At 38.8% G+C, this 24,485-nt stretch carries 17 protein-coding genes and 4 tRNA genes; 3 read left to right on the plus strand and 18 right to left on the minus strand.

From position 1 onward, the window contains the following. Positions 1-5: 5 nt before the first annotated feature. From fusA to AC13EX_RS23555, 18 genes are all read right to left on the minus strand, one after another. A complete protein-coding gene (fusA, locus tag AC13EX_RS23470; protein WP_048642221.1) occupies positions 6-2,153 on the minus strand; it encodes an elongation factor G in 2,148 nt (715 codons plus the stop codon). A 6-nt stretch (positions 2,154-2,159) separates the two neighbouring features. After that, a complete protein-coding gene (gene rpsG, locus AC13EX_RS23475; protein ID WP_014020618.1) occupies positions 2,160-2,627 on the minus strand; it encodes a 30S ribosomal protein S7 in 468 nt (155 codons plus the stop codon). A gap of 22 nt (positions 2,628-2,649) precedes the next feature. Beyond that, entirely contained in the window at positions 2,650-3,033 is a 384-nt protein-coding gene (gene rpsL, locus AC13EX_RS23480; protein WP_009053171.1) for a 30S ribosomal protein S12, read from the minus strand. 156 nt (positions 3,034-3,189) lie between these two features. Then, on the minus strand, positions 3,190-3,519 hold the full coding sequence (locus AC13EX_RS23485) for a DUF3467 domain-containing protein (protein ID WP_048642220.1): 330 nt from the start codon (positions 3,517-3,519) through the stop codon (positions 3,190-3,192). Between the two features lie 70 nt (positions 3,520-3,589). Continuing rightward, the gene (gene rpoC / locus AC13EX_RS23490; protein WP_048642219.1) at positions 3,590-7,900 is read right to left on the minus strand and encodes a DNA-directed RNA polymerase subunit beta'; all 4,311 of its coding nucleotides are present in this window, start codon (positions 7,898-7,900) and stop codon (positions 3,590-3,592) included. 48 nt (positions 7,901-7,948) lie between these two features. Next, a complete protein-coding gene (rpoB, locus tag AC13EX_RS23495; protein WP_048642218.1) occupies positions 7,949-11,824 on the minus strand; it encodes a DNA-directed RNA polymerase subunit beta in 3,876 nt (1,291 codons plus the stop codon). Positions 11,825-11,981: 157 nt separating this feature from the next. Further along, on the minus strand, positions 11,982-12,362 hold the full coding sequence (gene rplL, locus AC13EX_RS23500; RefSeq protein WP_048642217.1) for a 50S ribosomal protein L7/L12: 381 nt from the start codon (positions 12,360-12,362) through the stop codon (positions 11,982-11,984). Between the two features lie 49 nt (positions 12,363-12,411). After that, entirely contained in the window at positions 12,412-12,954 is a 543-nt protein-coding gene (gene rplJ / locus AC13EX_RS23505) for a 50S ribosomal protein L10 (RefSeq protein ID WP_048642216.1), read from the minus strand. Positions 12,955-12,957: 3 nt separating this feature from the next. Then, the gene (gene rplA / locus AC13EX_RS23510; protein WP_048642215.1) at positions 12,958-13,656 is read right to left on the minus strand and encodes a 50S ribosomal protein L1; all 699 of its coding nucleotides are present in this window, start codon (positions 13,654-13,656) and stop codon (positions 12,958-12,960) included. 10 nt (positions 13,657-13,666) lie between these two features. Then, positions 13,667-14,110, minus strand: a complete 444-nt coding sequence (gene rplK / locus AC13EX_RS23515; RefSeq protein WP_048642214.1) for a 50S ribosomal protein L11 — start codon at positions 14,108-14,110, stop codon at positions 13,667-13,669. A gap of 3 nt (positions 14,111-14,113) precedes the next feature. Next, the gene (gene nusG, locus AC13EX_RS23520; protein ID WP_048642213.1) at positions 14,114-14,671 is read right to left on the minus strand and encodes a transcription termination/antitermination protein NusG; all 558 of its coding nucleotides are present in this window, start codon (positions 14,669-14,671) and stop codon (positions 14,114-14,116) included. A 17-nt stretch (positions 14,672-14,688) separates the two neighbouring features. Continuing rightward, complete coding sequence (secE, locus tag AC13EX_RS23525; protein ID WP_048642212.1) at positions 14,689-14,877, minus strand: preprotein translocase subunit SecE; 189 nt, start codon at positions 14,875-14,877, stop codon at positions 14,689-14,691. A gap of 124 nt (positions 14,878-15,001) precedes the next feature. Then, positions 15,002-15,072: transfer RNA gene (locus AC13EX_RS23530), tRNA-Trp, on the minus strand. A 114-nt stretch (positions 15,073-15,186) separates the two neighbouring features. After that, positions 15,187-16,374: an elongation factor Tu gene (gene tuf / locus AC13EX_RS23535; RefSeq protein ID WP_048642211.1), complete on the minus strand. Its 1,188-nt coding sequence runs from the start codon at positions 16,372-16,374 to the stop codon at positions 15,187-15,189. Positions 16,375-16,433: 59 nt separating this feature from the next. Continuing rightward, positions 16,434-16,505, minus strand: a tRNA-Thr gene (locus AC13EX_RS23540). A gap of 34 nt (positions 16,506-16,539) precedes the next feature. Then, positions 16,540-16,612 (minus strand) — tRNA-Gly (locus AC13EX_RS23545). A 146-nt stretch (positions 16,613-16,758) separates the two neighbouring features. Then, positions 16,759-16,844: transfer RNA gene (locus AC13EX_RS23550), tRNA-Tyr, on the minus strand. Positions 16,845-17,003: 159 nt separating this feature from the next. Further along, positions 17,004-19,613 (minus strand): M1 family aminopeptidase, encoded by a 2,610-nt coding sequence (locus tag AC13EX_RS23555; RefSeq protein WP_482894549.1) that lies wholly within the window; start codon positions 19,611-19,613, stop codon positions 17,004-17,006. A gap of 492 nt (positions 19,614-20,105) precedes the next feature. Between AC13EX_RS23555 and AC13EX_RS23560 the strand changes: the two genes are divergently transcribed. From AC13EX_RS23560 to frr, 3 genes are all read left to right on the plus strand, one after another. Next, on the plus strand, positions 20,106-21,653 hold the full coding sequence (locus AC13EX_RS23560) for an ArnT family glycosyltransferase (protein WP_482894550.1): 1,548 nt from the start codon (positions 20,106-20,108) through the stop codon (positions 21,651-21,653). 482 nt (positions 21,654-22,135) lie between these two features. Next, complete coding sequence (gene pyrH, locus AC13EX_RS23565) at positions 22,136-22,846, plus strand: UMP kinase (RefSeq protein WP_048642207.1); 711 nt, start codon at positions 22,136-22,138, stop codon at positions 22,844-22,846. A gap of 8 nt (positions 22,847-22,854) precedes the next feature. Next, the gene (gene frr, locus AC13EX_RS23570) at positions 22,855-23,415 is read left to right on the plus strand and encodes a ribosome recycling factor (RefSeq protein WP_048642206.1); all 561 of its coding nucleotides are present in this window, start codon (positions 22,855-22,857) and stop codon (positions 23,413-23,415) included. The last annotated feature ends 1,070 nt before the right edge of the window (positions 23,416-24,485 follow it).

The following is a 24,485-nucleotide window of genomic DNA, read 5'->3' on the forward strand; positions in this document are numbered from 1 at the left end:
TTATTTTAAGCCTTCTCTCCTTTTACTTTAGCAATAACAGCTTCAGCAATGTTACTAGGAACAGGGTCATAATGTGAGAAAGTAAGTGAGGCGGATGCCCTACCGGATGAAATGGTTCTCAAATCTGTTACATAGCCAAACAATTCTGACAATGGAACGGATGACTTGATAACAGTTGAAACACCTTTGGTATCCATACCTTTCATCAAACCTCTTCGACGGTTTAAGTCACCTGTAACAGGTCCTGTATACTCCTCAGGAGTAACAACTTCTACTGCCATGATTGGCTCCAATAATTGAGGCTTACATTTTTTAGCCGCTTCTTTGAAACCTAATCTTGCTGCCATTTCAAATGACACTGCATCTGAATCGACATCGTGAAAAGAACCATGAAACAACCTTACTTTCATAGCTTCAACCGGGTATCCAGCCAACGGACCATTTTTCATAGACTCTGCAAAGCCCTTCTGAATTGAAGGAATAAATTCTCTTGGAATCACACCCCCAACAATGCCATTTACAAAATCCAATCCAGCTTTGACTTCACCAGTTTCAGGATCAGCTTCTTTTGGTCCAATCTCGAACACAATGTCTGCAAATTTACCTTTACCACCTGTTTGCTTCTTGTACACTTCTTTGTGTTCAACACTAGCAAAAAGAGCTTCTTTGTAAGCTACCTGAGGAGCACCTTGGTTGATCTCAACTTTAAACTCACGCTTAAGTCTGTCTATAATAATCTCAAGGTGAAGTTCACCCATACCTCTCAAAATAACTTGACCAGTTTCATGGTCAGTATTTACGTGCAGTGTAGGATCTTCCTCAACCAACTTGGCAATGGCCATACCTAATTTGTCAACATCTGCTTGCGTCTTAGGCTCAATTGCATAACCAATAACAGGCTCAGGGAAAGTCATTTCCTCTAAGACCACTTTGTTCTTCTCATCACAAAGTGTATCGCCTGTTTTTATATCTTTAAAACCAACACCGGCACAAATGTCTCCAGCTTCTACCCTATCAATAGGATTTTGCTTGTTGGAGTGCATTTGAAGCAATCTTGATATTCTTTCTTTTTTACTTGTTCTTGTGTTGTATACATAAGAACCAGAATTCAACTGGCCTGAATAAACACGCATAAAAGCCAAACGACCTACAAATGGGTCAGTAGCAATTTTAAATGCTAAAGCAGCAAAAGGCTCATCACTGTCAGGATTTCTTACTACAGATTCTTCAGTATCAGGATTTGTTCCTTTTACAGGAGGCAAATCAAGAGGTGAAGGCAAATAAGCCATTACAGCATCCAAAAGCGCTTGAACTCCTTTGTTTTTAAAGGCAGAACCACACAATACAGGAGAAAAGTCCATGTTGATTACTGCCTTACGAATAGCAGTCATCATTTCTTCTTTGGTAATGGAATTTTCATCCTCAAAGAATTTGATCATTAAATCCTCATCATAAGAGGCTACCTGCTCAATAAGACTTTGTCTGTATTCAGTAACGGTCTCTTTAAGATCCTCAGGGATTTCAATAACTTTATAAGTCATCCCTTGATCTTCTTCATTCCATACTATGGCCTGATTCGTGATAAGATCAACTACTCCCTTAAATGTATCTTCAGCTCCAATTGGAATTTGAAGAGGTACAGGGTTAGCACCTAATTTATCCTTAATTTCATTAATGGCATTAAAAAAATCAGCTCCGGCACGATCCATTTTGTTTACAAAGCAGATTCTTGGAACGTGGTATTTATCAGCTTGTCTCCAAACTGTTTCGGACTGAGGTTCCACACCTGATACAGCACAAAATAAGGCTACAGCACCATCCAGCACTCGAAGGGATCTTTCTACCTCAACGGTAAAATCCACGTGACCAGGAGTATCAATCAAGTTGATTTGATATTCTTTAGTATTTTCTAAAGGCTGTCCCTGATCGGTAGGGTACTTCCATTTGGTAGTAGTAGCAGCTGAAGTGATGGTAATCCCTCTCTCCTGCTCTTGCTCCATCCAGTCCATAGTAGCAGCTCCATCATGTACTTCACCAATTTTATGTGACAAACCAGTGTAATACAAAATACGCTCGGAAGTTGTTGTTTTTCCGGCGTCAATGTGAGCCATGATACCTATGTTTCTTAAATATTTTAAGTCTTTCTTAGCCATTACTTATTAAAATCTAAAATGCGAGAATGCTTTATTGGCTTCCGCCATTCTATGCGTATCGTCTTTTTTCTTCACAGCTGCGCCTTCTCCTTTAGAAGCCGAGATGATCTCTCCAGCCAATCGATCCATCATGGTTTTTTCTCCTCTTTTTCTAGCAAAAGTAATCATCCACTTAATACCTAAGGAAATTTTACGGTCAGGCCTCACTTCCAAAGGTACCTGGAAAGTTGCACCCCCAACTCTACGACTCTTTACCTCTACAGCAGGAGTAATATTGTTAAGCGCTTTTTTCCAAACCTCAAGACCATTCTCACCTACTTTTTCTTCTACTTTGCCTATGGCATCATAAAAGATTCTGTAAGCAATACTTTTCTTACCATCCACCATAAGACAATTGACAAACCTGGTGACCAAAGTGTCATTGAATTTGGGGTCAGGAAGAATATACCTCTTTTTTGGTTTCGCTTTTCTCATTTTATTCTGTTATTAAATTATATTATTTTTTAGCGGCCTTTGGTCGCTTGGCTCCGTATTTAGAGCGACCCTGCTTACGGTCTTTTACACCTGCAGTATCCAGTGCTCCACGGATAATATGGTATCTTACTCCTGGTAAATCTTTAACCCTTCCACCACGGATCAACACAATAGAGTGCTCTTGAAGGTTGTGACCTTCTCCAGGGATGTAAGCATTAACTTCCTTACCATTTGTCAATCTAACTCTTGCCACTTTTCTCATGGCTGAATTAGGCTTCTTTGGTGTAGTAGTGTACACACGGGTACACACACCTCTCCTTTGAGGACATGCATCCAAAGCCCTTGACTTGGATTTGCTCTCAAGAGTGGTTCTACCTTTTCTAACTAACTGTTGTATAGTAGGCATTAATAGATAAATTATTTAATCTGCTTTAAACTTATAAAATTCGGATTGCAAAGGTAAACAAATCAATAAAACAAACAAAATTAAGGAGTTATAATTTTACGCGACTCAAATCAACTATCATTACAATAATTGAGTTTATCACCTTATTCCTCCTTATTATGCTTCTCCTAATGTTCCCCCAAAATTCATTGGGAATTGAGGGGCATCCTTCCCTCCTTGTATTTTTCCAAATGCTTTTTCGTACTTCTCAAGATTGTCTTTCAATGCATGTAAAAGTCGTAAAGCATGATCTGGCGTCATTATAATTCGTGATTTAACCTTTGCCTTAGGTATTCCAGGCATTAAACGGATAAAATCCACCACAAATTCTGAGTTCGAATGGGCTATCATCGCCAAGTTGGAATAAATTCCCTCAGCAATTTCGTCTGTTAGCTCCACATTTATTTGTTGCTTTTGCTGCTCCTCAGTTTTTTTATCATCTTCCATAATAAATCTCGAATAGGATAAAAAAAGGTCTGCTCCACAAAGCAGACCTTCTGTATTTAGGAATTAGTTTTTATTTAACTGTCTCTCGAACTTTCTTGCTACCCGCCTCTTTTTCAGCAGTCAACAACTCATATTCTTCTTTTGATCCAACGATCAAATTATTGAATTTTCGTTGCCCTGTTCCTGCTGGAATAAGGTGACCCACAATGACGTTCTCTTTAAGTCCAAGTAGCTCATCTCGCTTGCCTCTAATAGCAGCCTCACTAAGTACCTTAGTGGTCTCCTGGAATGAAGCAGCAGAAATAAAGCTTTCAGTACCCAATGACGAAGCCGTAATACCTTGCAAAGTAGGTCTGGAAACAGATGTTTGTGCATCTCTTACTTGAACCACTTTAAGGTCTTTACGTTTTAGGCTAGAGTTCTCATCTCTAAGTCTTCGCGCAGTGATTATCATACCCGCTTTAAGCGTGGCTGAATCTCCAGGCTCTACAACTACCTTCTTGTCAAGGATCATGTCATTTTCCTCACGGAAAGCCCACTTGTCTACAATTTGATTCTGAAGGAAACCTGTATCTCCAGCATCAAGTATTTCAACTTTCTGCATCATCTGGCTAACAATTACCTCGATGTGCTTGTCATTGATTTTTACACCTTGTAGACGGTATACTTCCTGAATCTCATTTACCAAGTACTCCTGAACAGCTGTTGGGCCTTTGATAGACAATATATCGTTAGGCGTTATCGCTCCATCAGAAAGTGGTTCTCCAGCTCTAATGAAATCATTCTCTTGAACAAGGATGTGCTTAGAAAGAGATACCATGTACCTTTTCTTAACTCCATCTTTGGATTCAATGAAGATCTCACGATTACCTCTTTTGATACCACCGTACAATACAACTCCATCAATCTCAGATACCACTGCAGGGTTTGAAGGGTTCCTTGCTTCGAAAAGCTCGGTAACTCTTGGAAGACCACCGGTAATATCTCTTGTCTTACCAACAGATCTTGGGATTTTCACAAGGATTTGACCTGCTTTCACATCCTCTCCTTTTTCTACGGAAAGGTGTGCCCCTACTGGAATGTTGTAAGACTTGGAATCATCTCCATGTTCTACTACAACCGCAGGGTTTTTGGTTTTATCCTTAGTGTCTATAATTACCTTTTCTCTATACCCAGTTTGATCATCAGCTACTTCCTTGTAAGTTATCCCTTCAAGAATTGCTTCAAAATCAACCTTACCGTCAAACTCAGAAAGAATAACCGCATTGTATGGATCCCAGGTACATAAAGAATCACCTTTGGTAATTTTCTGACCATCTTTTACATTAAGAATCGCTCCGTAAGGAACATGGTTAGAAACCAAAGTTTTTCCTGATTTTACATCATTAATCTTGATTTCGCCTGATCGGCCCATTACGATAGAAACATCTTCACCATCTTTATTGGTGGTTTTGATCCATCTAAGCTCTTCTTCGAATTCTACAATTCCATCAAATTTGGAATTGATGTTCGCTTCAACCGATATATTGGAAGCTGTACCACCAACGTGGAACGTTCTTAAGGTCAACTGAGTACCTGGCTCACCAATAGACTGTGCTGCGATTACACCTACAGACTCTCCAACTTGTACAATACTACCAGTTGTAAGGTTACGTCCGTAACATTTACAGCAAACACCTCTTCTGGTTTCACAAGTTAATACAGAGCGAATTTCTACTTCTTCTACTGCAGATTCATCAATGATCTTAGCAATATCATCACTGATTTCTCCACCAGATTCAAGAATTAACTCATCTGTTAAAGGATCTATTACATCATGAACTGCGATTCTACCAACAATTCGTTCAGATAATGGCTCAACGATCTCATCATTGTCTTTCAATGCTTGAACTACAAGCCCTCTCAAAGTACCACAATCCTCTTCAGATACAATCATATCCTGCGCTACATCCACAAGTCTTCTAGTCAAATATCCAGCATCAGCAGTTTTTAGTGCTGTATCCGCTAGACCTTTCCTTGCACCGTGAGTAGAGATAAAGTACTCCAATACATCCAATCCTTCTTTAAAGTTGGATAGAATAGGGTTTTCAATAATTTCTCCAACAGATCCTTGAAGATTTTTCTGAGGCTTGGCCATTAGACCACGCATCCCACCCAACTGTCTGATTTGCTCACGAGAACCACGGGCTCCGGAGTGCATCATCATGTAAATGGCGTTGAATCCTTGATTATCTTCCTCCATCTGACGCATAAGGATATTTGTCAGGTTAGAGTTGGTTCGGGTCCATATATCGATGACCTGATTGTAACGCTCGTTATCAGTGATCAATCCCATCAAGTAGTTGTTCCATACCTGATCTACATCAGTGGTAGCTTTCGCTATCAATGGATCTTTCTCATCTGGGATAATTACATCATCAAGTCCCATAGAAAGTCCACCTTGGAAGGCTGTTTGGAACCCTAAGTGCTTGATATCATCAAGAAACTGTGCAGAACGAGCAATACCACAAATCTTAACCACTTCAGCAATGATTTGCTGTAATTTTTTCTTGGTCAATAATTCGTTTACGAATCCTACCTCTTCTGGCACAAACTGGTTGAAAATCAATCTACCAGCCACTGTCTCTATTATTTCATCTGCTAGAGAACCGTCGTCTTTTCTAACTTTAACTTTACACTTGATGAAAGCATGTTTTGAAATGGCACCTTCATTCAGTGCGATCAATACCTCTTCAAGTCCATAAAAAGTCATTCCTTCACCTTCTACTACCTTCTCAGGAGTAGATCTCATTCCCTTGGTTACATAATACAGTCCCAAAACCATATCCTGTGAAGGAACAGTAATAGGTGCACCATTGGCAGGGTTAAGGATATTGTGTGAAGAAAGCATCAATGTAGAGGCTTCCAAAATAGCTTCATGTCCCAAAGGAACGTGAACGGCCATCTGGTCACCATCAAAATCCGCATTAAAGGCAGTACAAACAAGTGGATGAAGTTGAATTGCTTTTCCTTCAATCAACTTTGGTTGAAACGCCTGAATACCTAGCCTGTGCAAAGTTGGTGCACGGTTTAGCATTACAGGGTGGCCTTTCAGAACGTTTTCAAGGATATCCCAGACAACTGGGTCTTTCCTATCGACTATTTTCTTAGCAGATTTTACAGTTTTTACAATACCTCTTTCTATTAGTTTCCTGATAATAAAAGGTTTGAAAAGCTCCGCTGCCATATTCTTAGGCAATCCACATTCATGTAGTTTAAGCTCAGGCCCTACTACTATCACAGAACGTCCGGAATAATCAACCCTTTTTCCTAAAAGGTTTTGACGGAATCGACCCTGCTTACCTTTCAACATGTCGGACAGGGATTTTAATGCCCTGTTTCCATCAGATCTTACCGCATTGACTTTCCTTGAATTGTCAAATAAGGAATCAACAGCTTCCTGAAGCATACGTTTCTCATTTCTAAGAATTACTTCTGGTGCCTTAATATCTATTAGTCTTTTTAGACGGTTATTTCTAATAATAACCCTTCTGTAAAGGTCATTCAAATCCGAAGTAGCAAATCTACCACCATCGAGAGGAACCAAAGGACGAAGCTCTGGTGGAATAACTGGTACCATTCGTACAATCATCCATTCAGGCCTGTTTTCTATTCTTGTCCTGGCATCTCTGAAAGCTTCAACCACTTTAAGTCGCTTCAATGCTTCAGCTTTTCTTTGCTGCGAAGTATCTGTAGCGGCCTGGTGTCTAAGGCTATAAGATAGATCATCCAAATCAAGTCTTGCCAAAAGCATTTCAAGCGCTTCAGCACCCATTTTGGCAATAAACTTATTCGGATCATCGTCATCCATCATTTGATTTTCCTTAGGAAGCTTATCCATTATATCAAGATATTCATCCTCGGTTAGGAAATCCAAGTATTGTAACCCATCATCTGCTTTAATTCCAGCATTGATGACTACATACCTTTCATAATAAACGATTTGATCCAGCTTTTTTGTAGGCAGTCCCAAAAGATAACCAATCTTATTAGGAAGGGATTTGAAGTACCAGATATGCGCTACGGGCACAACCAATTCTATGTGGCCCATTCGCTCTCTCCTTACCTTCTTCTCGGTAACCTCTACACCACAACGGTCGCAGATGATTCCTTTGTACCTTATGCGCTTGTATTTCCCACAATGACATTCCCAGTCTTTTACCGGCCCGAAAATTCGCTCACAAAACAATCCACCCATTTCAGGCTTGTAAGTTCTGTAATTGATCGTTTCAGGTTGTGTAACCTCACCATGCGAACTGTCCAAGATGGACTCAGGTGAAGCCAAACTAATGGTGACTCTGGAAAAGTCGTTGTTTAGTTTTTTATTTTTTCTGAACGCCATAGTTTTTATGTGTAATTGAAGGCCATTAAAGGCCTAATGGTTTCTAAGTTAGTCAAGCGTAATCTCCAATGCTAGTCCTCTAAGTTCATGCACAAGTACATTGAACGACTCAGGGATGTTAGCTTTAGGTAAATTCTCACCTTTTACGATCGCTTCATAAGCTTTAGCACGTCCTATAACATCATCAGATTTCACTGTTAAGATTTCTCTTAGTACATGAGAAGCTCCAAATGCCTCGAGTGCCCAAACTTCCATCTCTCCAAAACGCTGACCACCAAACTGTGCTTTACCACCCAATGGTTGTTGTGTTATAAGGGAATATGGTCCAATTGATCTTGCGTGCATCTTGTCATCTACAAGGTGACCCAATTTCAGCATGTAAGAAATACCAACTGTTACCGGCTGATCAAATTTCTTACCTGTAAGTCCATCAAATAAGTAAGTCCTACCAAATGAAGGCAAGCCTGCTTTTCCAAGTTCTTCAGCAACTTCTTCAGTAGTAGCTCCGTCAAAGATTGGAGTAGCATAGGTTTTACCTAGAATCCTTCCTGCCCAGGCAAGAACGGTTTCATAGATTTGACCTATATTCATCCTAGAAGGTACACCAAGTGGGTTCAACACAATATCCATAGGCTGTCCGTCAGCAAGGAAAGGCATGTCTTCATCCCTTACAATCCTTGCAACAATCCCCTTGTTACCGTGTCTACCCGCCATTTTATCTCCTACCTTCAACTTACGTTTCTTGGCAACATATACTTTGGCCATCTGAACAATACCAGCAGGTAATTCATCACCTACTTCTAAGGTAAACTTGTTCCTTTTGAAGATACCTGAAATTTCATTTCTTGTATTGGTATAGTTTTTCACCAATTGCTGAACCAAAGAATTGGTATGCTCATCTTCTGTCCAGTCATCCAAAAGGATATCTGAAATAAGATTCACTTCTTCAGGAACATTGTAGTTACTTTCATCCCTATAAGGGTTCTTAGCAGGGAATAGGTTGTTTTCAATGTTTTGATAATTGAATTTAACCCCTTTGCTAATTATTTCATCTCCAAATTTGTGTTTAACACCTTTAGAGACTTTATCTTCTAGAATGGTAACCAATTTTTGGATCATTCTAGATCTAACACCTAACAAATCTTTGCTATACTGCTGCTTAAGTTTTTCAACGTCAGCTTTCGCTTTTGCACGAAGATCTTTGTCTTTTTTAGGTCGAGAGAATAATTTGGTATTGATCACTACACCATTCAAAGAAGGTGAAGCTTTCAATGATGCATCTTTTACATCACCAGCTTTGTCACCAAAGATTGCACGAAGCAATTTCTCTTCCGGGGTAGGATCAGTTTCACCCTTAGGTGTTATCTTACCAATGATTATATCTCCTTCTTTTAGCTCAGAACCAACTCTAATAATACCGTTTTCATCAAGATTCTTAACGGCATCTTCAGAAACGTTAGGGATTTCAGAGGTTAACTCTTCTTCACCACGTTTGGTATCTCTCACTTCGAGTTGGAATTCTTCGATATGTATGGAAGTAAATACATCTTCCCTTACTACCCTTTCGGATATTACGATTGCATCCTCAAAGTTATACCCTTGCCATGGCATATAAGCCACAAGAAGATTTTTACCCAATGCCAATTCACCTTTATTGGTAGAATAACCTTCTACCAATACTTGACCTTTGACCACCTTTTGTCCTTGTAATACAATTGGGGTGAGGTTTATCGTGGTGTCCTGGTTGGTTCTTCTGAATTTAATCAGTTTATAAGTCTTGTACTCATCACTGAAATTTACCAGTAATTCGTCATCAGACAATTCATATTTAACGGTGATTTTCTCAGCATCTACATAATCAATCACGCCATCAGCTTCGGCCAATATTAGCGATCTTGAATCTATGGCTGCTTTTCCTTCCAAACCGGTACCTACTATAGGTGCTTCGGCTTTTAATAAAGGAACTGCTTGACGCTGCATGTTGGAGCCCATCAATGCACGGTTGGCATCATCATGTTCCAAGAACGGAATTAAAGATGCGGCAACAGATACAATTTGATTAGGAGCGACATCCATATAGGAGATCTCTTTTGGCTCAAGTACAGGGAAGTCACCTTCAAATCTGGCTTTTACTTTATCATTGATAAAGACGCCCTTGTCATCAAGTGGAGCATTTGCCTGGGCGATATTATTATCATCCTCTTCTTCAGCCGTAAGGAATACGACATCTTCAGGCTTCATACTTACTTTTCCTTCACTTACTCTACGGTAAGGAGTCTCTAAGAATCCCATGCCATTGACTTTGGCATGTACGCAAAGAGAAGAAATCAATCCAATATTAGGACCTTCAGGAGTTTCAATGGTACAAAGACGTCCATAGTGAGTATAGTGAACATCACGTACTTCAAATCCTGCACGTTCCCTGGATAGACCACCTGGACCTAAAGCAGAAAGTCTTCTTTTATGGGTCAACTCCGCAAGTGGGTTGGTCTGATCCATAAACTGACTAAGCTGATTCGTGCCGAAGAAGGAATTGATTACAGAAGAAAGCGTTCTAGCATTGATAAGGTCAACGGGTTTAAAATCCTCGTTATCCCTAACATTCATTCTTTCTCTAATGGTTCTGGCCATTCTAGCCAAACCAACACCAAATTGGCTATATAGTTGTTCCCCTACAGTTCTAACCCTTCTATTGCTTAAGTGATCAATATCATCGACTACAGCTTTAGAGTTGATGAGACCAATAAGGTATTTAACGATAGAGATAATGTCCTGAGTAGTAAGGACAATTTTTTCGGAATCAATATCTAAACCTAATTTTTTATTGATTCTATACCTACCTACTTCACCTAAATCATATCTTTTGTCAGAAAAGAAAAGACCGTGAATAACTTCTCTGGCTGTAGCTTCATCAGGAGCTTCAGTATTTCTAAGCTGACGGTAAATTACCTCTACAGCTTCTTTTTCAGAGTTAGAGTTATCTTTTTGGAGGGTATTATAAATAATGGAATAATCAGCAATATTGACATCCTCCCTATGAAGGATGACACTTTTAGTACCTGACTCTTGAATTAAATCTATATCTTCATCAGTTAAGATACTGTCTCTTTCCAATAGCACTTCATTCCTATCAATAGAGACAACCTCTCCTGTATCTTCATCTACAAAATCCTCTACCCAAGTACGAAGTACCCTTGCAGCTAATTTTCTTCCGATGATCTTTTTCAGATTGGATTTATTGGATTCTACTTCCTCAGAAAGTCCGAAGAGGTCCAATATTTGTTTGTCAGATCCATAGCCTATAGCCCTCAATAGGGTAGTAACAGGGAATTTCTTCTTCCTGTCTATATAAGCATACATCACATTATTGATATCGGTAGCAAATTCAATCCAGGAACCTTTGAAAGGAATAATCCTGGCAGAGTATAACTTGGTACCGTTGGTATGTTTACTTTGGGCAAAGAAAACACCAGGTGAACGGTGTAATTGAGAAACAATTACCCTTTCAGCACCATTGATGACGAATGATCCTTTTTCCGTCATATAAGGAAGATTTCCTAAGAAAACTTCTTGTTCTATGGTTTCAAAGTCTTCGTTGTCCTCATCGGAGCAAAGCAATCTTAATTTTGCTTTTAATGGGACAGAATAGGTAAGACCACGGTCAATACTTTGAGAGACATTGTATTTTGGAGGATCTACGGTATAGTCGATAAATTCAAGGGTGAAATTTTCCCTAGAGTCACTAATGGGAAAATTTTCTGAAAAGACCTTGAAAAGACCATCCTGCCTTCTTTTCTCTGCAGGAGTATCCAACTGAAAGAAATCTTTAAAAGATTGCAGTTGAATATCTAAGAAATCCGGATAGTCTTTGACTACCTTAATGGATGAGAAACTTTTCCTTCCGGTTTGATTCTGGATAGCCAAGGCAGTATATAGTTTTAGTGAAAATTTATATATTTATAATACAATCTGCACTTAAAAAAATGCAATTGTTTTGATGTCCATAAACAGGAAAAGACCTGACTGAAAAGTCAGGTCTATTTCTGCTTAACCAATCCTAAGAGGAGTTGGTTATTCAATTCTATTTAAGCTCAACTTCAGCTCCAGCTTCTTCAAGTTGTTTCTTAAGAGCTTCAGCTTCTTCTTTGCTTACGCCTTCTTTAACAGCTTTAGGAGCGCTATCAACTACTTCTTTGGCTTCTTTTAGTCCAAGACCTGTCAATTCTTTAACAAGTTTTACGACTGCCAATTTTTGTCCACCTGCAGCTTTCAAGACAACATCAAAAGAAGTTTGCTCTTCTTCAGCAGCACCATCGCCAGCGGCTCCACCAGCAGCTACCACAGTAGCAGCAGCAGCAGCAGGTTCGATACCATAATCATCTTTCAAAATTGCGGCTAACTCATTTACCTCTTTTACAGTTAAGTTAACTAACTGCTCAGCGAATGCTTTAAGATCTGCCATTGTATTAAATATTTAAATTGATTGTTATTTACTAATTTGAATGTTTTTATTAAGCTTCTTCTTTTTCGGCTAGTGTTTTCACTAGACCTGCAAGAATATTTTTCCCGCTTTGAAGCGCTGAAACCACGTTTGTAGCTGGAGATTGAAGAAGAGAGATAACCTCGCCCAACAATTCCTCTTTGGATTTCAGTTTTGATAGCATTTCCAGATTTTCTTCTCCTAGAAACTGAGCACCTTCGATAGAAGCACCTTTAAACCAAGGTTTTTTATCTTTAGTAGCTACCTTTTTCCTGTAATCTAAAATTACTTTAGCAGGAAGGTTTCCAACTTCTGGTGAGAACAATATACCTGAAAAGCCTTTTAAGGCATTTTCTGCAAATTCAGAATAATCTGTATCGAGATTTTCCAAGGCCTTTTTTATAAGCGTATTTTTATATATCTTATATTCCAAACCTTTATCGAAGCACATTTTTCTGAAACCATTTACCTGAGCTACACTAAATCCTGATGCATCGGAGATATAGAAATGCGGAGTAGACTTTAGCTTTTCGGTAAGTTCGTCAATTATGCTTTTTTTGTTTTCTCTAGTCATAATTTATAAACCTTGAATACTACTCTTATCAATAACGATACCCGAAGACATAGTGCTGGATAAATGAATACTTTTAAAATAAGTACCTTTAGCAGCGGTTGGTTTCAATTTGGAAATGGTAAGAATTAACTCTTCCGCATTTTCCTGTATTTTCTCAGCAGAGAAAGAGGCTTTACCAACACTTGCGTGGATAATACCAAATTTATCTACTTTAAAATCTATTTTACCAGCCTTTACTTCATTAACTGCTTTCCCTACATCCAGGGTAACAGTACCAGACTTTGGATTAGGCATTAGTCCACGAGGACCTAACACTCTACCAAGTCTACCTACTTTTGCCATTACGTTAGGAGTTGTGATAATGACATCAATGTCAGTCCAACCTCCCTCAATCTTTGTAATGAACTCATCCAAACCAACAAAATCAGCTCCTGCTTCTTTGGCTTCTTCTTCCTTATCAGGACTACAAAGTACTAAAACCTTAACTTCTTTACCTATACCGTGAGGCAAGGCCACTACACCTCTAACCATTTGGTCAGCTTTTCGTGGATCTACACCAAGACGAATGTCTAGGTCTATAGAAGCGTCAAATTTAGTTGTTGTTATGTCCTTAACAATGCTAGAAGCCTCCGCCAAGGAATATTGTTGGCTTGGGTCGTATTTAGAAAGAGCTTCTTTTTTCTTTTTTGTTAACTTAGCCATTTTTTACGTATTATTCCTCCCAAGGAGCTTTTCCTGAAACCGTGATCCCCATACTTCTAGCTGTACCAGCCACCATTCGCATAGCAGAAGGTATTTCAAAAGCATTCAAATCGGGCATTTTCACTTCTGCAATTTCTTTGACTTGATCCCAAGATACAGAGCCTACTTTTTTCCTATTTGGTTCGGCTGAACCACTTTTTAATTTTGCTGCTTCCAAAAGCATTACTGCTGCAGGAGGCGTCTTTACGACAAAATCAAAAGACTTGTCCGAATAAATCGTAACAAGAACAGGAAGAACCTGGCCCATTTTTTCCTGAGTTCTAGCATTAAATTGCTTACAGAACTCCATTATGTTCAACCCTTTTGAACCAAGGGCTGGACCAACTGGAGGAGATGGGTTAGCCTGGCCACCCTTTACCTGTAGTTTCAGATAACCAGAGATTTCTTTAGCCATTTCCTAATCTAGTTTTTCTACTTGAATAAAGTTTAATTCAACAGGAGTATTCCGACCAAAGATCTTAACCATAACGTTAAGTTTCTTCTTGTCATCAAATACTTCTTCAATCATTCCCGAGAATCCACTAAAGGGACCGTCCATTACTTTAACAGTCTCTCCAACTATAAATGGTGTATCCAGTTTTTCTGCAAACTCATCAATCTCTTCAACTCGTCCTAAGATTCTGTTGATTTCTGATTGACGTAATGGCTCAGGGGTTTTGGAAGCCCCCCCTTGGTTTGACCCTAAAAAACCGATTACTCCCGGTATACTCGTAATTACGTGATTGGCTTCTCCATGTCCGAGATCCGCATTGACCAATACATATCCTGGAAAGAAATTTCTTTCCCTGACACGCTTTTTGCCATTGCGCATTTCATATACTTTCTCAGAAGGTATTAAGACTTCAGGAATATAATCCTCCAACTTTTGTCGGGCAATTTCATTGTCCAAATAAGTCTTTGCTTTTTTTTCCTGACCTGCCACTACCCTGAGCACGTACCAATTGTGATCTGCCATCCCGTTATTTAATATTCTTAGAATAAATCATAAAACCATGTCATGATATTTTCGAAAGTCAAATCGATAAGACCGATGACCAATGCGAAAATTAATGAAGCCACCAATACCAAAACAGCACTGTTTTGAAGTGTAGAGTATTTAGGCCATGTGACCTTATTCCTCATTTCATCAATGGACTCAATTACAAAATTTTTAACATTCATCCTTGTAAAATTTGTTTTTCAAAAGCTCCTTTCACCCTATAAAGATTAATCAAACTCTTGATTATAACATGTAAAGATTCGGCTTCCTTGCCTTACTCTTCATGGTTTTATCTTCCTTAGATTGCACGGGCGGAGAGATTCGAACTCCCATCAACGGTTTTGGAGACCGCTATTCTGCCATTGAACTACGCCCGTGAGTATTACGTACCTCAAATAAGGAACGCAAAAGTAGTGAATCTATCCCTAAGAAACAAATGCGATCCCGAAAAATTCAAGATCGCATTTGTAATAAGGTCTATCAATAAATGATTAGTCCAGTATTTCAGTTACTTGACCCGCACCTACAGTTCTACCACCTTCTCTGATGGCAAATCTTAGTCCTTTTTCCAAAGCGACTGGGTTGATCAATTCAACTTTTATAGTGATGTTATCACCTGGCATTACCATTTCAACATTCTCAGGAAGAGTAATCTCTCCTGTAACGTCAGTAGTTCTTAAGTAAAACTGAGGTCTGTACCTGTTAAAGAATGGAGTATGTCTTCCTCCTTCTTCTTTGGAAAGAACATAAACCTCTGCATTGAAAAGCGAGTGAGGTTTTACTGAACCAGGCTTACAGATGATCATTCCTCTTCTGATTTGGCTCTTCTCAATACCTCTTAGCAACAAACCAACGTTGTCACCAGCTTCTCCTCTATCTAGGATCTTACGGAACATCTCTACACCAGTAACGGTAGATTTTAATCCTTCAGCTCCCATACCTATGATATCAACTGCCTCACCTGAATTGACAACTCCTCTTTCAATTCTTCCGGTTGCTACAGTACCTCTACCTGTGATAGAGAATACATCTTCAACTGGCATCAAGAAGTCTTTATCAACTGCTCTTTCAGGAAGTGGAATGTGTGAATCCACAGCTGCCATCAATTCCATTACAGTATCTTCCCATTTGGCTTCACCGTTAAGTGCACCAAGAGCAGAACCTGCAATTACAGGAATATTGTCTCCATCAAACTCATAGAAAGAAAGAAGTTCTCTAACTTCCATTTCTACTAATTCAAGTAATTCGGGGTCATCCACCAAATCTACTTTGTTCATGAATACTACCAAAGCCGGTACACCTACCTGACGGGCAAGAAGAATGTGCTCTCTGGTTTGTGGCATTGGACCATCAGTGGCTGCAACTACAAGAATTGCACCGTCCATCTGAGCAGCACCAGTTACCATGTTTTTAACGTAGTCAGCGTGACCTGGACAATCAACGTGGGCATAATGTCTTGCCTCCGTTTGATATTCTACGTGAGAGGTGTTAATTGTAATACCTCTTTCCTTTTCTTCCGGCGCGTTATCGATGGAAGCAAAGTCTCTTAATTCAGAAAGACCCTTTCTGGCCAATACAGTGGTAATGGCAGCAGTCAAAGTAGTCTTACCATGATCGACGTGACCAATCGTACCTATGTTTACGTGTGGTTTGGAACGGTCAAAGGTTGCTTTTGCCATGCGTGAAAATCCTCTGTTTAGTTAAAGATTAAATTTCGTTAAAATTGATAAATGTTCAGAGCCAACGACGGGATTTGAACCCGTGACCTCTTCCTTACCAAGGAAGCACTCTACCCCTGAGCTACGTCGGCTTTTTACATCCAGTTATGCCTTTAATAAGCATAGAGCGGGAGACGAGGCTCGAACCCGCGACCTGCAGCTTGGAAGGCTGCCGCTCTACCAACTGAGCTACTCCCGCTTATTAATTAATCTGCCAATTTTTCAATTGGCCCACAAATTCTTTATTTAATTTTTAGAATCCAAAAATTTCCAGCTTTATAACAAAAAAATTGTTCTAAACCAGAATATTTTGTGCCCTATTCTCGGCAATTCCCGTTAAGAAATTGGTGGGGGAAACAGGATTCGAACCTGTGAAGACATAAGTCAACGGATTTACAGTCCGTCCCAGTTGGCCGCTTTGGTATTCCCCCAAAAACTCAATAAATGTTACTCACGAATTCTTCTTTTAGATTTCTTTGTTGTCGTAACGGATGGCAAAATTATACCCTTTTGTTAAACATTCAAAATATTCTAAAAAAAAATCTTAGCTTTTTTTCAAAAAGAAAAGTATCTCACTAATCATCAGCATTTTAATTATTTTCTAAATATGGAGAAATATAATACTCCTGGTATTGTCGAATCATTTCATCCTCCTCAGCAGCCTGAATTGACTTGACAAGCGTTAAGACACCTGCCTCATCAATAAACCCAAACAAGGACTGAAATGCGGCCAGCCTTACATAATTCTGCTTATGACCAGATGCAAGCTCACCTAATGTGGAAATCGCCTGAGCAGTGGACACCCCTTCTACACTAGCGAAAAAGTCCCCGTAATAACCCAGAAAATAATACAAAGACTCCCCATCCAGCTTATCCAACTTCTCTTGCATCCATACTGCTTCTACTGCTATTTTCTCCCTAGTTAAATAATCTGCCAAGGGAGCTATGATTCGTATGTTCTCCTCTTCTTTCAACCTTTGGTACAGCTCCCTTTTCTCCGACACATTGTCCTCAATATCCAAATAAGCAGTCAAAGCTGCACCGGCAACCTGATAAGATGGGGCATTGATCAACCTGTAAAACAATTGCTCAAACTTACCACTGTTCATCCCCGCCAAGGCCTCAATAGCAGCTGCCCTCACTGCATTATTAGGGTCTTCCTCAGCCATTTTAAGCACTTTCTGTTCCAATTGTAGTACTTCCCCCGCCTCTGCTTCCAAGCGATTTAGACGATGCAAGGCCAGTTCCCTTACCACTGAAAAAGAATCCTCCAAGGCTGCCTGCATGGTAGCTAAGAAATCTAGCTCATCACTGTAATTACTGGTTAAACTATCCAAAGCTTCTACCCTCGACAAGCCCGAGGTAGACCAGCGGAACTGCTCCTTCATTAATTCCCCTCCACGGCGCTCCTCTCTCGTGCTTAAAATTTCACTAAACTCATCAAAAAGCACCAAGTCTGTACCCGGCCCATTCTCCAAAGCAAATTGCTGCATGGCGCGATCCATGGTATAGCTTTGCTCTATTCGTTTCCCTTCTTTGTAAATACTTACTTTAAACGGGATTTGAAATACTGGAAACCTGGAAACATCCTGAAGCTGTTCTAATGTCAGTTTAACATTGTCAGGTTGTGAGTAATCCCAACTGACTTTCAATTGTGGATGACCTGCAGAAAGAAACCATTGGTTAAAAAACCAGTTTAAGTCCTTACCTGAAACTTTTTCTAAAGCCAGCCGAAGTTGGTGTACCTCTACACTATTGAATGCATTGTCTTTCAAATAAATCCTTAACCCTTCAAAAAACACCTCATCCCCCAGTAATTTCCTTAACATATGCAGTACCCGACCACCTTTGGCATAGGTGTGACTGTCAAACATGTCCTCACTGTCTTCGTGATAAAAGCGAATCAAATCGACCTGCTTTTCCTCTGCTTCACCCATGTATTGTTCTATGGCATTAAAATGATGCATATCTGCCTGGTCTCGCCCTTCTTTATGCTCAAGCCACAAGTATTCAGAATAATCAGCAAAGGCTTCGTTCATGGCCAAATTAGCCCATGATTCGGTGGTAACATAATTGCCAAACCATTGATGAAAAAGCTCATGGGCGATGATATAATCCCACTCGCTATCCAATGCCTCTCTTTCATTCAGGTTAAGGGCTTCCATGAAAATAGAAAGGGTGGTATTCTCCATGGCTCCAGAAACAAAGTCCCTGACAACCACCTGATCATATTTCTGCCAGGGAAATGGCATTTGAAGCAATGAAGAAAAGAAACTTATCATTTCAGGGGTGTTCTCAAATACTTTCTTTGCACCTTCCTCGTATATTGGTTCAACAAAATAACGCAATGCCAAACCATCAATACTATCCTCAATGACTGCAAATTCTCCCACAACAAGGGCTGACAAATAGGGTGCATGAGGTAAATTCATCTGCCAATGGTCTGTTCTTGTGCCATCAGCATTTGTTTGACTGTCTACCTTATTCCCATTGCTAAGACTTATGTATTGGTCTGGTACCTTAATGAAAAAATCATGGGTTTGTCGCTCATTGGGACTGTCAATGGTTGGAAACCACTTGGAACTATGCACTGTCTCTCCCTGCGTCCAAATCTGTACGGGCTTGTCTTTTTCCTCTCCCTCCGGATTGATAAAGTACAATCCTTTGGTGTCCGTAATGGCTGCACTGCCCGCTTTTCCTCCCCTTTCTGGAAATGCAGTATAGGCAATAGCAACTTGAAGGGTATCGTATCGGTTCACTTGCTCCGGTAAAAGCAAAATCAATTTCTCTTGATCATACTTATAAGTTAAAGGAATTTCTTCCGCTCCTATAAGAATGCTGGTATTGTGTATATCAAAATCTTTAGCATCCAAAACCAACACATCCTGAGGATAGGCATATGGTTTTAAGGTCAGTAAAGCCTCTCCATTTACAGTTTGCGAGGAATAATCAAATTTAACTTTTAACTGGGTATGCAATAAGTCGAAGTCCCTATTATTACTAGCTTGGTACCCTTTAATTTTCGCCTCTTTTTCTCTAATTAATCTTTCCCGAGCTGAATTATCAGATGTTTTTGTGCTATCCACCGACTCAATTGGGGCGACATCCACTGCATCTCCTCTGGTCGATACTGTTTTACATGAAGTAAAGATGAGCGAAAGAGCCAGAAAATAACCTGTAGTTCTAAAGATAATTGGCATGAATATTTTGCAATTTGATGGTAAAAAAGGGTTTGCCAATGCCCTACCTCTAGTTTTTAAACCCATACAGCAAGACAATTTGGTTACTTGTCAAATGTAAAGAAAGGATTAAAATTAAACCAAGCATTTCGTTTATATAATCTTTCCAGTCCTCAAATGTTTTTCGCTAACGTCAGAACCTTGAAAATAGTATTATTGGATTGAATCCGAATAGGGCAATAGAATTCGGACTAATCAGACTTCCACTAATTCAATTATAAGCAACCTACTAGTTATAAACAATATGATTAGAGAAGGCATTGAAAACCCATCAAACTGAAATTGACTTTCTTCATCCCTCCCAAATTCATCTGGGATGGGCTAATTGAGGTTTTTGTTCGATCTATTGTAATAGCATTTAACTCAAATTCAAAAGGTTAAATAAAAACAATCTCAATAAAGAAAGGAATTGCATAGCCCGTAATTTTAGATTTTTTCAACTATTTTTATGAAATGCGCCAACCATCAGTAAATACTAAAACATGGGTTTTGGGTAGTTTTATACTACTGAAGTTTTTATTGCAATATTTTCTGATAAGCCCTATATACGAATTACACCGTGATGAATTCCTTTACCTGGACCAAGGGCATCACCTAGCTTGGGGCTATCTTTCCGTTCCTCCAGCTACTTCATGGTTTTCTTCAATCATTATTTTTCTGGGCAATGCTGTATTTTGGGTGAAATTTATTCCAGCATTGTTTGGGGCATTGACCATGCTGCTGGTTTGGAAGGCTATTGAAGAACTTAAAGGCGATTTATTTGCATTGACTCTTGGCGCTACATGTGTATTGTTTTCCTCTTTACTTAGAATAAACACTTTGTATCAACCGAATTCTTTAGACATCTTGTGTTGGACAACCCTTTATTTTATTCTCATAAAATACTTCAATACTCAAAACGCTAAATTCCTTTATTACGCGGCAGTGATTTTCGCTTTAGGTTTTTTGAACAAATACAATATCGTTTTTCTTGTGCTCGGTATTTTTCCAGCCCTACTATTGACTCCGCAACGAAAAATACTATTAAGAAAGGATTTGTATTATGCGATTGCATTGGCCTTGTTACTAATAAGTCCCAACTTAATATGGCAATTCTTTAATGATCTTCCTGTTGTTTGGCACATGAAAGAGCTGGCAGAAAAACATCTAGTCCATGTTGACAGGCTTGATTTTCTTAAATCACAATTTCTATTTTTTGCAGGCTCCTTAGTGGTGATTGTTTCTGGATTATATGCCCTTTATTTTCATCCGCCCTACCATAAATTCAAAGTGTATTTTTGGTCTTTCTTTTTTACACTTCTCCTCTTTCTATCCCTAAAAGCCAAGGATTATTACGCTATAGGCCTTTATCCTATATACATTTCCTTTGGATCAGTCTACTTATCTGGCTTGTTAAAAAACAATTGGAAATATTCCCTCAGGCCAATAATCATAATGATTCCTTTATTGGTTTTTATCCCTTTTTATAATATTTCATTCCCGAATAAGACGCCTGCCTATATTTTAAGTCAAGCAGACAGCTATAAAAAATCAGGAATGCTTCGTTGGGAAGATGGCCAAAACCATGACTTACCTCAAGACTTTGCCGACATGCTTGGTTGGAAGGAGCTTGCTAGTAAAGTGGATGCCATTTACGAGAAAATAGCGTCAACTTCCTCATATCAAACGCTAGTTCTCTGTGATAACTATGGTCAAGCAGGAGCAATAAATTATTACAGTAAACATTCCATCAGAGCCGTTTCTTTTCATGCAGATTACATCAATTGGTTTGATTTTGATCAGCAATACAAACATTTGATAAGGGTTAAAACTTTCGAGGAGAAGGACAGTGAACTGGAAAAAACTGTCCCCTATTTTTCAAATGGTGAATTGTCGGACTCCATTTCAAATCCGTATGCAAGAGAATTCAAAACGATGATTTACACCTTTAGAGACGCCAAGATTAATGTTAATAAGCGGATAAAGCAGGAAATTGAAACTATTAAAAACAAGAAAAAATAAATGGCTTGAATTCCTATTGTAAACCAATACAGCGGACAGGCTATTTCGGACTGGGTTTGTCCCTTCCCTCAAATTCCCTTGTTGAATTCTTGCAACAGGCAATGGTAATTATCCAAGATTTTAGCTTTATCCTAAGGAAATTTAAGCTGCCATTTACTTCTCGCTTGGAAGAAACTGGTTTTTTGGAATTATTCTAAACAAAGTGCTCCGATTACTTAATTCGACATCATAACGGGTATTCAATTGTTTTTTTTATTTATTTTAATCCATTTTCTCCTAACTTAGTCGCTTAAACAAAAATATTCTTCAAAGCGAAAACTTTAGACCAAAGCACAAAATTCGCATGATTTGTGCCATTTTTACCCTTAAGATTTAGTATTCTAAAAACAAGGATTTATATTTGTCGGGCTTATTGAGATCAATAAATTTTTAATAGTCCTAATCAAGGCCTTTCACTAGTAAAACAGAAAATAATTCGCAAGATGAAATACAAACGAATACTCCTTAAGCTTAGCGGTGAAGCCCTGATGGGAGACAATAGCTATGGCATTGACTCAAAGAGACTTCAAGAATATGCAACCCAAATCAAAAGCGTTCATGACCTTGGCGTAGAAATCGCCATAGTAATTGGAGGTGGAAATATCTTTAGAGGTGTACAAGCCGGCAAGGTAGGTATAGACAGGGTTCAAGGTGATTACATGGGCATGCTTGCTACCCTTATCAACGCAATGGCATTACAAAGTTCTCTTGAGCAAAATGGCATGTACACACGTCTAATGTCAGGGATCAAAGTAGAAAGTGTCTGCGAGCCTTTTATTAGGAGGAGAGCAATTCGCCATTTGGAAAAAGGGAGAATCGTTATTTTTGGTGCAGGTATAGGTAACCCTTACTTTACTACCGATTCTACAGCCAGTCTTAGAGCAATTGAAATTGAAGCAGAGGTAGTACTGAAAGGCACTCGTGTAGATGGTGTATACACAGCAGATCCTGAAAAAGATGCTACAGCAACCAGGTATACCAATATTACTTTTCAGGAGGTTTACGAGAAAAACCTGAATGTTATGGACATGACTGCCTTTACCCTTTGTCAAGAGAACAACCTTCCAATTATCGTTTTTGATATGAACAAAAAGGACAACCTTTTGGACCTGATTAACGGTAAAGAAGTAGGAACATTGATTACATCTAAATAAAATAACCCATGGAAGAGATCCAGCTATACTTAGAAGAGGCAAAATCACTAATGGATAAATCGGTGAAACATACTGTAGCCGAATTGGTGAAAATCAGAGCCGGAAAAGCAATGCCTAATTTTTTGGACGGAATTATGGTATCCTATTATGGCAATCCTACTCCGCTTCAACAAGTAGCTTCAATAACCACTCCTGATGCCAGAACCCTGGCCATCAAACCATGGGAGCAAAAGTTGATTCCTGAAATAGAAAAAGCCATCATCAATTCAGACTTAGGCCTAAATCCTCAAAACAATGGAGAAATGGTTTTATTGACCGTGCCACCACTTACTGAGGAACGAAGAAAAACACTGGTAAAACAGGTTAAGAATGAATGCGAAAATGGTAAAATAAGCATCAGAACCATTAGAAAAGACACCAATGTAGGTTTGAAAAAGCTTCAGAAAGAAGGCGCATCAGAAGATGAGGTCAAGAGAGCTGAAGACACTGTTCAAAAAATGACGGACCAACATTCCACTAAAATAGATGAGCTTTTTAGTAAAAAGGAAGAAGAGATCATGAAAATCTAATAGCCTGACAATAGGATAAAAACCTAAGCCCTGCATTTTCAAAATGTCAGGGCTTTTTATTTTTTAATCGCTTTCGAATTCTAACCCTTACAATTTTTTTCTCTATAAGGGAAAACAGTATTCTATTTTAATCCGCAATAATCATCCGTCTTTCTAATACATTATGGGATCTCATCTTGAACCCGAAATATGCAATAGACATTCTATTACGTGCTGAAATCGCTTTAAACTCAGCCACTTCGTTGCTGTTTTCAATTTCACCATAGCGGTGTTATACTAAAATCTCCAAACAGTCTGATTTTCTTGCGATTGCAACACTTCCCGTAAACACGGGACAGGCTTCACCCCTGACCATTGTCAGGGCGGAGAAATTCTATTACATAATCCGGGTTGAATAAAGAAATCTTATCATAGGGTTTTTCTTTAAAAAGAAGGGGATTCTATTTTTAAAATATTTCAATGAGCTTTGATTGCTCTTTAAAGAAATTGCCTTAACAAAGCTTGAACCAGAGGATTAATAATTTGAGCCCAAAGGCCTATTTGAATTGGTTGACCAATAAATACAGCTTGACAAGAAAAGAATTGATCATTTGGAAAAGCAGGAGCTGCAAGATGGAAAAATTCCTTTCGGGATTTTAGATAAGCTTAAAAAGAAATAAAGAACAGGCAGCCATAAGCCGACTATTCTTTTCTGTATTAAACCTTATAAGGCAAATATAAGCAAATAGCAGGAGATAAAAAACCTGACCAATAGGCTCTGAAAGCACATCCAATAAACCTACTGTTAGAAGGCTTAGCTAATAAGCAAAGTGTTTATTTGACAATTAATAAATTGAAATAGTAAAACAAAGCCAAACCCAATTTCAAATAAATCAAAATTTAAGCGCAATCACATAGGAACTCTTGTGATATACGATAGAATTTATTGTTCAGCAGACGTACTTTTTGGTAACAGAAACCTAAAAACAAAGCTAATTTACCTTTCAAACCATAAATAAACCTTAATCAGCATTTAGCTCTTACTTTTATTATATTTTATCACAGAATCCCTATTTATAGTTTTAATAATT

The sequence above is a fragment of the Cyclobacterium sp. L-R genome (assembly GCF_056859355.1).

What these genes read in the sequence shown, in the direction of transcription:
- fusA (WP_048642221.1), bottom strand. Translation starts at nt 2,153, where the DNA reads ATGGCTAAGAAAGACTTAAAATATTTAAGAAACATAGGTATCATGGCT.
- rpsG (WP_014020618.1), bottom strand. Translation starts at nt 2,627, where the DNA reads ATGAGAAAAGCGAAACCAAAAAAGAGGTATATTCTTCCTGACCCCAAA.
- pyrH (WP_048642207.1), top strand. Translation starts at nt 22,136, where the DNA reads ATGAAATACAAACGAATACTCCTTAAGCTTAGCGGTGAAGCCCTGATG.
- rplA (WP_048642215.1), bottom strand. Translation starts at nt 13,656, where the DNA reads ATGGCTAAGTTAACAAAAAAGAAAAAAGAAGCTCTTTCTAAATACGAC.
- nusG (WP_048642213.1), bottom strand. Translation starts at nt 14,671, where the DNA reads ATGGCAGATCACAATTGGTACGTGCTCAGGGTAGTGGCAGGTCAGGAA.
- rplL (WP_048642217.1), bottom strand. Translation starts at nt 12,362, where the DNA reads ATGGCAGATCTTAAAGCATTCGCTGAGCAGTTAGTTAACTTAACTGTA.
- AC13EX_RS23555 (WP_482894549.1), bottom strand. Translation starts at nt 19,613, where the DNA reads ATGCCAATTATCTTTAGAACTACAGGTTATTTTCTGGCTCTTTCGCTC.
- rpsL (WP_009053171.1), bottom strand. Translation starts at nt 3,033, where the DNA reads ATGCCTACTATACAACAGTTAGTTAGAAAAGGTAGAACCACTCTTGAG.
- AC13EX_RS23485 (WP_048642220.1), bottom strand. Translation starts at nt 3,519, where the DNA reads ATGGAAGATGATAAAAAAACTGAGGAGCAGCAAAAGCAACAAATAAAT.
- tuf (WP_048642211.1), bottom strand. Translation starts at nt 16,374, where the DNA reads ATGGCAAAAGCAACCTTTGACCGTTCCAAACCACACGTAAACATAGGT.
- rplJ (WP_048642216.1), bottom strand. Translation starts at nt 12,954, where the DNA reads ATGACTAGAGAAAACAAAAAAAGCATAATTGACGAACTTACCGAAAAG.
- rplK (WP_048642214.1), bottom strand. Translation starts at nt 14,110, where the DNA reads ATGGCTAAAGAAATCTCTGGTTATCTGAAACTACAGGTAAAGGGTGGC.
- AC13EX_RS23560 (WP_482894550.1), top strand. Translation starts at nt 20,106, where the DNA reads ATGCGCCAACCATCAGTAAATACTAAAACATGGGTTTTGGGTAGTTTT.
- secE (WP_048642212.1), bottom strand. Translation starts at nt 14,877, where the DNA reads ATGAATGTTAAAAATTTTGTAATTGAGTCCATTGATGAAATGAGGAAT.
- rpoC (WP_048642219.1), bottom strand. Translation starts at nt 7,900, where the DNA reads ATGGCGTTCAGAAAAAATAAAAAACTAAACAACGACTTTTCCAGAGTC.
- frr (WP_048642206.1), top strand. Translation starts at nt 22,855, where the DNA reads ATGGAAGAGATCCAGCTATACTTAGAAGAGGCAAAATCACTAATGGAT.